At 37.2% G+C, this 10,456-nt stretch carries 6 protein-coding genes; 3 read left to right on the plus strand and 3 right to left on the minus strand.

The window, feature by feature from the left end; genetic code table 11:
- Positions 1-4 precede the first annotated feature (4 nt).
- The gene (locus tag AAFF35_RS12835) at positions 5-1,951 is read left to right on the plus strand and encodes a sigma 54-interacting transcriptional regulator (protein ID WP_342332911.1); all 1,947 of its coding nucleotides are present in this window, start codon (positions 5-7) and stop codon (positions 1,949-1,951) included.
- Positions 1,952-2,116: 165 nt separating this feature from the next.
- Entirely contained in the window at positions 2,117-3,487 is a 1,371-nt protein-coding gene (locus AAFF35_RS12840; RefSeq protein WP_342332912.1) for an alginate export family protein, read from the plus strand.
- A gap of 226 nt (positions 3,488-3,713) precedes the next feature.
- Here the strand turns inward: AAFF35_RS12840 and AAFF35_RS12845 are convergent, their stop codons facing one another.
- From AAFF35_RS12845 to AAFF35_RS12855, 3 genes are all read right to left on the minus strand, one after another.
- A complete protein-coding gene (locus AAFF35_RS12845) occupies positions 3,714-4,694 on the minus strand; it encodes a glycosyltransferase family A protein (protein ID WP_342332913.1) in 981 nt (326 codons plus the stop codon).
- Positions 4,695-4,798: 104 nt separating this feature from the next.
- Positions 4,799-7,243: an alpha-1,2-fucosyltransferase gene (locus AAFF35_RS12850; protein ID WP_342332914.1), complete on the minus strand. Its 2,445-nt coding sequence runs from the start codon at positions 7,241-7,243 to the stop codon at positions 4,799-4,801.
- Between the two features lie 236 nt (positions 7,244-7,479).
- Positions 7,480-8,688 (minus strand): hypothetical protein, encoded by a 1,209-nt coding sequence (locus tag AAFF35_RS12855; RefSeq protein ID WP_342332915.1) that lies wholly within the window; start codon positions 8,686-8,688, stop codon positions 7,480-7,482.
- Positions 8,689-8,994: 306 nt separating this feature from the next.
- Between AAFF35_RS12855 and AAFF35_RS12860 the strand changes: the two genes are divergently transcribed.
- Positions 8,995-10,137 carry a hypothetical protein gene (locus AAFF35_RS12860; protein ID WP_342332916.1) on the plus strand — a complete coding sequence of 381 codons (1,143 nt, stop codon included), beginning with the start codon at positions 8,995-8,997 and terminating at the stop codon, positions 10,135-10,137.
- Positions 10,138-10,456 lie beyond the last annotated feature (319 nt).

A 10,456-nucleotide genomic window follows, 5' to 3' on the forward strand; every position in this document is an offset into this window, starting at 1 on the left:
AGTTATGGATATCAGGATACTTATTGTTGAAGATGAGTTCATTGTTGCCAATGACCTCAAATTAATGTTGGAATCTGCAGGATATGAGGTATCGGGAATTGCAGGGTCAGTTGAACAGGCTAAGGAAATGATGGCTAAACAAAAGCCCCAACTTGTGCTTCTGGACATTCACCTGCGTGGAGAAGAAACAGGAATAGATTTGGCAAGGCACCTGTCTGATGAGCACATCGCCTTTGTATACCTTTCCGCAAATTCGAACCAAAAGATATTGGAAGCGGCAAAAGCCACTCAGCCCTATGGCTTTTTGGTGAAACCATTTCGTGAAAAGGATATTCTGGTTACACTGGAAATTGCCTGGTACTTGCATGAGCAAAATATGCTGCTGAAACGGAACAATGAGATCGCCCTTCAGAACACGCTGACTGATATTGTATCCCAACCAACTGAATGGGATGAGAAATTCCTGAAAATTGCAAAAACCATACAGCCCAGTATCCCATTTGATTTTGTGGCCATTGGGATGAAGAATATGGAGAAGGAAAATTATCATGGCTTGTGTTTTTTGAGGTTAAACTTTGATGAATATCAGATTATCGGTTTAAAAGAGCTGATGGTGATGACGGGGATACCGGCTAAAGAACTTCCAAAATACCAGGATTCCGCTCCGGAAGACTCCATTTCTGCATTTTACAATGCGGAAGACTTTGTGGAGATCTGTAACATTAACCCCGCAAAAAAGATAGTTTCCAAAACTTTCCATCTTTATGCTAATCTCGTGATGTATATCCCGGTTAGTGGTAAGGCTGGGTTCACTTTTTCATTCTACAGCAGGAAAGCCGACATTTACACGAAAAGGCACCTTGCTCTTGTAAAGCGACTGGCAGGGCCATTGTCAAAAACAATTGAAGGCATTCTTTCGGCCGGTAAAAATGCCCGTGTTCCCGAGTTGAACTTAAGACCTGCAGAAAAGATAGCAGCTAAGAAATCGGTAATTAAAAATGTTGATGGCATCATCGGAAATAGTCACCTTCTGCTCACTGCACTTGACCTGATTACGATTGTAGCACCATTGGAAACCTCTGTCCTCATCTTAGGCGAAAGCGGTACGGGAAAGGAAAAGTTTTCACGATCAATACACCAGCAATCTGCCCGGAGTAAAAAACAAATGGTGGTGGTCAATTGTGCCGCATTGCCAGTACATTTGATTGAATCGGAGTTGTTTGGTCATGAAAAGGGCGCATTTACAGGAGCTGTAGACAGAAGGATCGGGAAGTTTGAACAGGCAGCAGGTGGAACGATATTTCTTGATGAGATGGGGGAGCTTCCCCTGGAATCTCAGGCCAAGCTTTTAAGGGTGCTTCAGGAAAAAGAAATTGAACGCTTAGGTGGCAGAGAAACGATAAAAGTTGATGTAAGAATAATCGTTGCGACGAACTGTAATCTGGAAAAGGAAGTGGCGGCAGGCCGGTTCAGATTGGATCTTTATTATCGGTTAAATGTGTTTCCCATACTTTTACCCCCGCTGCGTGATCGAAAAGAAGACATTCCCCTGCTGGTCAGATTTTTCCTGGATAAGTATGTCAGCTTGTCGGGCAGAGAAGATATCACGGTTTCGAACCGGGCTATGGAGGACCTGCAACGTTATAACTGGCCCGGTAATGTGAGAGAGCTGGAACATCTGATAGAGCGGAACGTTTTGCTTGCGCGGGGAAAGTGTATTGAAAGGATCAGCTTGCCCAACCATCAGCATGAACTGCTGGCAAATGACCAGCAGCCGGGGCATGTCAAATCGATAGATGACAATGAAAGGGATCACATTTTGGCTATTCTAAGCAAATGCGAAGGCAGGATTTCGGGTAAAGGTGGTGCAGCAGAGCTTTTAGATGTTCCTTCAACCACCTTAAATTCAAAAATGAAAAGACTGGGGATAACGAGAAGACATTTTTCCTGATTTTTCAGGTCTGATCTTTTGATGTAGTGCTGACTTTATTTCGCTGACCCGCTTTTATATTTACGATATTTAGTGGTTTGCACTTTTCTGTTATTTGTTAATGTGTTGTTTTTCAGTACGTTGTGTTGATGGATCGCCTTTTGCATTTATTGGGAAAAAGTAAATATGAAAAAGATTTTTTTGATCTCATTGTTACTCGTTGTCCAAGGTGCTTATGTACAAGCTCAGGGGTTTAAGGCCATGAGGTTTGACGAGGATTATAGTACACTTGTTCAGGATACCACTAAAGACTGGTATCAAAAGCTCAAGTTCATGCCCATCTCAAAAAGTGGAAACACTTATTTAAGTATCGGAGGGGAATTTAGGAATCAGTATTTTAAATACGAGCATCCCGATTGGGGAGAAGCCCCAAAGGATGCGGATGGTTTTGTACTTGGAAGGTACCTCATCCATTCTGATTTGCATGTAGGGAAAAGCTTCAGGCTTTTTGGCCAGATTCAAAGTAGCAGCAGCAGCGGAGAGGCGGAGGAGCCTTCGCCTGTTAATCAAAATCCGCTGGAAATACACCAGCTTTTTGCTGATGGCGTTTTGCCGCTAGGCAATCAGGCATCATTGCTTTTCAGGATAGGAAGACAGGAACTTTCTTTCGGTTCTCAAAGGATTGTTTCGGTTAGGGAGGCTCCAAATAACAGGCAGGCCTTTGATGGGATAAAGTTGCAGTTCAGAGATCACAATATGAAGCTTGATGCCTTATATACACATTATGTACAGGCAAAAAGCGGAATATTTGATGATCGCATCTCGTCAAACATAAAGCTTTGGGGCCTTTATAGTACGATAAATGAAGTGCCTCTTTTAAAACAGATAGACTTATATTATTTGGGATACGAACGCAGGCGCGCTGTATTTGATGATATCAGCGGAAAGGAAAGGCGGAATTCTATTGGTTTAAGGACCTGGAAATCCGGCTCAACGCTGGAATATGATATTGAAGCACTTTATCAGTTTGGAAAAATATCCGGGGATGAGATCAGGTCATGGACACTTTCTGCAAATTTGGGTTATCACTTTAAAAATGTATTGTGGAAGCCTAAAGTTGGTGTGAAAAGTGAATTTATAGCTGGAGATAAATCTTATGATGATGGAAGGCTGAATACTTTTAATCCTTTATTTCCAAAGGGTGGTTACTTTGGCATGGCGGCTTTGATAGGTCCTGCAAATCTCTTTGATGTCCATCCTTATGTGGAGTTTTCTCTGACAAAGAACCTCTTGCTCAGCACAGACTATGATTTCTTTTGGAGAATGGAAAAGTCTGATGGCATTTATGCGGTAAATGGAAAACTAATTTATTCCGGAAAAAATACGAAGGAGCGTTTTATAGGTGGTCAACTCGGTACAGCTCTGGAATATAATCCAGTTAAATATCTTTATTTTAGAGCGGAATTTAGTTGGTTTGACACTGGAAAGTTCTTAAAGGAAGCAGGTCCGGGAAGGGATATCCAGATGTATGGCCTTACCGCGACCATTAAATTTTAGCCATTAATTTTTTTTGATATCGCATTATAGAAACTTAAATTTTGAAGGATAATTTTGCTGATGTCAAGGATGCCCCGGCCATCTTTAATCCTATTGATTTGTAAAGGGGTTAAGGTATAAATGAAAAAACATAAACGACACTAAGATCAAATTTAAAAGGAAGGGTCTTTAAAAGGGCCTATTTCACTTTATTTTTGGGAGGCTGCTGTTAATCCGTTTATAATAGTTACAGCAATGGTTCAAAAATTAAGCCTTCACCAAAGCCATTCACATTCACCTCATTTTTAAAATTAATATTTTCCTGAAAAACCAATCGGCCTTTGAAAGCTGAGTAGTAGAAGCAAACCTGAGTTTTAGGCGCCTTTTGATAAATTCCTTCGGGGGCAGAATAAGTTTGGCCTCCATCGTAAGTAGGTAAGACCGTTATATTTTTAGTCTCGTTGTCTCTGAACTCGATCGATCCTTCCTTAAGGGACCATTCTCCATACCGGGTTTCATTTTTATTAATCATACCTCCATCAAAGCTCGTCCTATGCTTAAGGTCAAGTATAATTGTTAAATATTCAAATTGATTCCCCTTTTTTAGTATGTAGGCTTTTATAACACCATTTGTTTCCATCACCAGGCCAAATTCAATTTCACTATTATAAAGCCCATTCTTCATTCTTTCGAGTTCGTTATGCTTTATAGTGTTTAAGTATTTGGAATCTGTTATGTTCACTTCCGATCTTTTAATCTGATCTCTCATTCTATAGTAAAAATCGGTGTCTTCATAACCCCAGTCTAATATCTTTTCATCATAGCCCCTTAATTTTAAAAAATCTGATTTCCACAAACAGGCTCTTCCCTCAGCATCCCCTTCCAGTCCTTTCATATATATATTGTTATTCTTGTTAAACTGGTCATTTAAATAGCTGGCAAAGCCCCAACCAGTAAAATTATCAGCGTCTATATTACATACAATATCACCACTGGCAAATTTGGTAACCATATTTTTGGCATGGGACATTTTAAAATGCAAAGGTTCCAAAGTCTTAATATATCTAACTTTATGGCTTTTGATTTCTGCCGTCATTTCTTTTTCCATCCATTGATCTATTTCATCTTTACTATTATAATTTAAAACGACAAACTCAACATTTTCATAAGTTGAATTATTAATTAAATTAAAAGGCAAAGTCTCCTTTAGATGATGGAGTCGATTCATACAAGTAGTACAAAATGAAATTTTGTAAGATTGGGATGTTGAAATATTCATATATATCGTGAGGTTATGTGTTTTATTTATTTTCTTTAGCTAAGGTCTGTGCACTACTGTAGCCAGGGCCATGTTTTAACATAAGCTTTTAGTTCTTCTCCGGTCATTTTCTTTTGCTTATTATGATGTTCCTCATTTCGCTTAAAATGAGGATTCATATGAGAACTATTAGGACCGATATAGTGGTTCATATGAAACAATTGTCCTTTAACGCGTTTTATTTTAAAACCTAGTTTTTTAAACCGATCTATACGTTCCCAATCTTCCGGACCATAAGAGACGAAGTATTCATTCTCCTTTCCTGCTTCTATAAAAGCATCTTTTTTATAGAACACAGCACCGCCAAAACTTTCAATCTTATCGAGATTAACTAAATTCAGAAGTCCGGCAATCCCGATATCACGGTGCTTATCTACATAGGAAAAAAAGCTGCGGGGTAGTCTGGTAAACCGACCATCATAAGGGTAAACAAAGTCGGCAATGTCATTTTTTATCAATTCTGCAGCCAGTATGATTTGTAGGGGACTTAAAATTACATCACAATCCCAATTTACGATACAATCTGACTTTGACAAGTTGCACAACTCATTTAACATTTTAGTTCTGTGGAAATTTGCCAAAGGGAAATTTATATAGGAACAGCGTTTTTCTATAGCAGATAACATTTCCCCACCTTGCTCACCAACGATTATATTGGTAATAAAGCTTTTTTCAAGCATATCAACAGAGAGGTAAAGATTTTCCTCCCTGTGCTTGTGATCAAAAGAAACAGGTATCGTAAAGGTTACGTGCGACAGGTCATATTTATAGGTGGTATAATCAAAAGCTATCCAGTCAGGCTCCCAAAAGTCTTTGGTATTATAGTCTTTTTTACTGCCCTTAAAATATTGCACTGGATGAATAACCTTTGAGTGTTCCTTTTGTCCGAGGTAGGCAGCCCACCAGGAAAAGGTGCTGTTAGAAACGATATAATGATCGCATAAACTCATTAATGCCATATCTTCAACATCACTTAAGCCCTCACTAAAATACGCGTTTTCCAGGCATTCAAAGTGAATCTTGGCGTAGGCAATATCATCGCTAAACAAAACGATCTGATAATTTTTTAGATCAGGAAAGTGATTTAGCAGCGCAAAAATGTAGTAGTTTTCAGGTAACAGATAGAAATCCGGATTGTTAATGTAATCTCCCCGACGAATATGTATTCCTATAGTTGGCTTGGTAAAAGTATAATGCTTATCCCGAATTTGCTTCAGAAAACTATTTGTAAATGAGATGTTCTGTGTTTTCCAATATTTACTGCTTTGAAAGTAGCCATGTAAATTTATGACACCTTTAATGTTTTTTAACTGTTGGTAGTATTCAGGTGTGTAATGAAATTCTGATTCCTGAATGGTTGTGCCAGGGAGGGCAGTTAGCGCGTTTAATTTTATGTTAAAATATGGCGCATATTGCCAGGTTGGCAAGGCCATTGCATAACCGTATTCTTTTGCAAGACCTGATAGAGAAGCAATCTGGAATAGTTGGTTTCCAAACCTTCCTATTTGATTCAAGCCGATACATGTTAAGGTGGTTTCGGCAGGGGGATGGTCCGCATTTTTTAAAGAAATGGATCCTGTATGTATGTTTTGTAGTTGATCTTCCATGTTCTTTTTATCGAAATTGCGGTGTTCTTGTCCCGATTCAATTAAAGACTTATAGATTAAATAGGAATTGATAAGTAACTCGTGCAAATCAATGAAATCGAAATGCTCATGTAAAATGGTACTTAACTGGATAAACAAATGTTGAAAAGGTTTGCGATTATTGATATGGTTAGCGCAATTAAGTACCCAGCTATGAAGCCAGTCTGTTTCCTGGTTCTTACTTCCATCCGCATAGATCTCCGTTACTACTTCTGTTAATACTTCCTTATTTTTATGATATAAAGCATTTGTTTTATGATCAATACCAGCCTGTTGCATTGGATCGAATCTGCTTAACAGGGAGGTAAGCATACTCATCAATTCGGAGGCTGCTTTATTGTGATCGCGAAATGCAGCCCTGATTATGCCTAATTGCAGATTTAAGCAAAACATCAAAGTGTTCTCCTGATTGATTGGTTTTGTGCTTAGGGTCATGATAATGGCATCTGAAATCAGACACCTTACTTTTTCCAATTCTGTTTCTGATATTAATTCAGTTTGTAACGGGTAAGGTTTGTAAAGATCGTACAGTACAGAATTTGAAGAACCAGGGCTAGGATTAGCCTTCAGGAAAGCAGCGATTTGCGTATCCCATAGCTTAAGAAACTGCGGTATGCTATGTTCCGGAGCTTTTATCGAAAGCCGTATATGGTCTCCCTGTGTTTTGCTAAAATGAAGAAAAAACTGATCAATGTACTTTTCTTTCTTCATCGAGATGATAAAGGGTTTGATGCAACTGTCAATTAGGAAATGCCATGAGGCGCTATTATAAAATACGGAAACACGTATCCACTTAAAATTGTAGTTACTCATAAATATTCAGATTGTTGATGTGATTTTGCAATCCGGCGTTGTTTGCTATAAATTTTGGAGTAGCCGTAATCGCTATTGGATTAGTTTAAAATGAATTAAAAACAAAGACGATTGTTTTTATTACAGCACGTAGCTTCGCTAAGGCATATCACGCTTTATCTTAAAGCAGAAATTGCTGGACTTTACGGTATGATGACCAATATTACTAAAAAAACATTTATTATCAAATCTATTTTTTATTTTTCAATAATAGCATCTATATAGCGTCTTTCGGCTAAACGGTCACTCATAAAATCTATAAACATTTGTGTGGTATAATGCTCACATTCCACTTGATTATCCTCTCTGTCTCTTTCTTCTGTTGTTAATTCATTCAGTACAGCGACTTCAGACTTGCCGTCTACTGACCTCAGTAGCAAACAGTCAACTAAGGGAGAGTTATTCCACCAATGATTGGCATTTCGATTGCCGTAATTGTACTTACCCGTATAAGTCACAATGATGGGAATATCATGATGTTTTATGCCTTTCTTTGATAGGTGGTTATATATTCCTGATGCACAATGCAAAAGACCAGTACAAGGTCCAAATATAATTTTAACCTGGTGTGCACTGATTAAACTCAAATCCTGTCTCAATTTATTAGCTTCGGAATATATAATCCGGGATTCAAGTGTTTCGCCGAGTACGGCTTTATAAAACTCCTTTTTACCAATGTTCTTTTCATCGAAGATTAATATCTTGCTTTTCGGTAAGCTTAATAAATATTTCAAAAATTTAGAATAAACCGGAAATGCCATCAGCTTATCCCTTTTAGAAGCAGAATCAACCATAATAAATAGATTTTCGTCTTCTGCTAAACCTTTCTCTTTTAACCAGCTGTTTGCCCATTCTCTTTCTTCTTCCATTATATACAATTCGCGAACATTCTGTTCCATTGTATTTTCAAAAAAAGCAACAAATTCTTCAAACTTGGGGAATATAAAATCAGGATAATTTCCATCAGAAACAACTATTTTAGTCCCGTTTGAGATGAGTTCTTTAGAAATTGAAAACACCTTCATTTTAACTTTACCATTTGAAATTTCCTCACCGTAACGCACATGAAGATGTTTTAAAAGATTGAGTTCCTCGTGGATCAAACAAATAACCATATCATAAGATTCGAATGGAATCTCAGCCCATTGACGTTGAACTAAAATATCTAAATTTGGATTATTTTGAATGAGGGCATGATAACATTCAGCAAAGTCCTTGTTTACGAAATTCATCGTTACTTTTGCGTTCGGAAAAAATACTTTCAGACCTGCCAGATAATGAATTCTGATAATTGAATCGCCTATAAAAAGAACAGGCTCTTCATAAAGAACAATGATATTTTTCACTTCATCCCGATGGTATTGTTTATTGTTCTCGACAATCTTAGCTAAAGTTAAATTATGCATACTTATTAGAGTTTAAATTCTTATTGGTTCAGTAGGTGGATCTGGAAATATAGCTGGTAATAAAAATCCTTCATCAAGAAATTACTTTAGTAGTAAAGTTGCTCTTAATTTAAAAATAAATCAATAATAATTGTTTTATTTTCTAATGTTTTGTTTGTATTATTGAAAAGTGAATGTTTTTATTTCAGAACATTGCGTCTATAAAACAAGCAGGCCTAATTGAACTTTATCATCTAAACCTTGTCAGGTTTTTGTTAAAGGAGATCAGGTAACGAGGCGGGGGATATCATAAAACAATATTAAAACATGCCACAAGAAGCCGTAAGCCACTCACAAGATCCTATAGATTCCTATTTGTCCATAAAAAAAGTTTTGATTTTGTATGAAGAGGAATTGCCTTTTTTGGGAGATTGTTGTTTACAATTCGATAAGCTAAGATACTTTAAGTCCTTTCTTAATGAAGCCTACATTCAATTGAACTTCAGGGAAGTAAAAAACTCAAAATATCATGAAAGTCTGCTTAAAAACAATCAATATGTTGACGAAATATCAATATTAAGTTGGGATGATATTGAATTTGAAACCTTCGATATTATTTTTTGTGTTTCTCATAAAGAACCAGATCTGGCCGATTTTTTAAAACAGAAATACAGCAATCCATTGTCGCCTGAAACGATCGGACTTCCTGTTTATTCCTTAACGGATTTACTACTAAGGGCACGTATAAATGTAGATTATGTTTTCCCGGTGAAGGAGGATTTAGCAAGCTATTTGAAAAACACGGGGCCGGGAGAATTGTATATTAATGAAGAGGAAAGAAAATGGGCAAACAGCTGGCTGGAGCGAAAGGGGGTGGCACCTGACGAAAATCTATACGTCATATTAGATTCTGCGGGATCAAAGCTAAAGCAATTGCCTATCCAGGTTCATTTTGGACTTTTGAAGGCGCTGTTGGAAAAACCAAAAACTAAAATCTTAATTTTCGATGAAATGAACCTTGGCAAGGAAACGTTTTATCGGGGATGGCTTGGCGTCGATAAAGCTTCAAATTTAATTTTTTCGAACGGGCTCACGCTTAGAGAAGATTTATGTTTGTTAAGTTCAACGTACATAAAAATGATCTTCGGCCCATGTACCGGACTGATGCATTGTTCTTCGAGCATTTACAATTTTTTCAAAGCACAAGGTTTGCCAATTGAGAATATTCCCTTATTGGTGGTATATACCGGAGACATGGGCACTTCATCTTACATCGTAGACGAGTGGTGGGGGGCATCGCCATTGATTAATTGCCTGATGTTAAAAAAGACAGGTGAGACTAAAAAAATTACATTGCTTGGAAATATGTCTGATGGTGAAGAAAAATTACCACAACTGCCTTGCTCGGAATACACCGTTCAATTGCTATCAGATTTCTTAATACCCAAATTAGGTTTTACTTCAAAGTAGAAGTTGATCCACGTTAAAATTTCCTTCAATGAAGGTACAGTTGATATTTTATTTAATCAAAATGATGAGATAGGATTATAAAATAATGACTTTGGAAAAAATATATTTGGAATATTAATTATTATTTGTAGCATTGCATTACTAATATCACATCATAAATTTTATCTTTTTAGGAATCAAATGTGATAAGCGTTTAGCGAAGCTTTGTTCAAGAGCGATTGAATGCTAAAGTTAGTCTTGTCTAACATTCGCGATCTGATTAAGACCCTTTCCGTAAATTTTTCTTTTAATCGTTTGAAGTGTTTAATAATACTTCTAT

Source organism: Pedobacter sp. FW305-3-2-15-E-R2A2 (genome assembly GCF_038446955.1).
Taxonomy (GTDB): Bacteria; Bacteroidota; Bacteroidia; order Sphingobacteriales; family Sphingobacteriaceae; genus Pedobacter.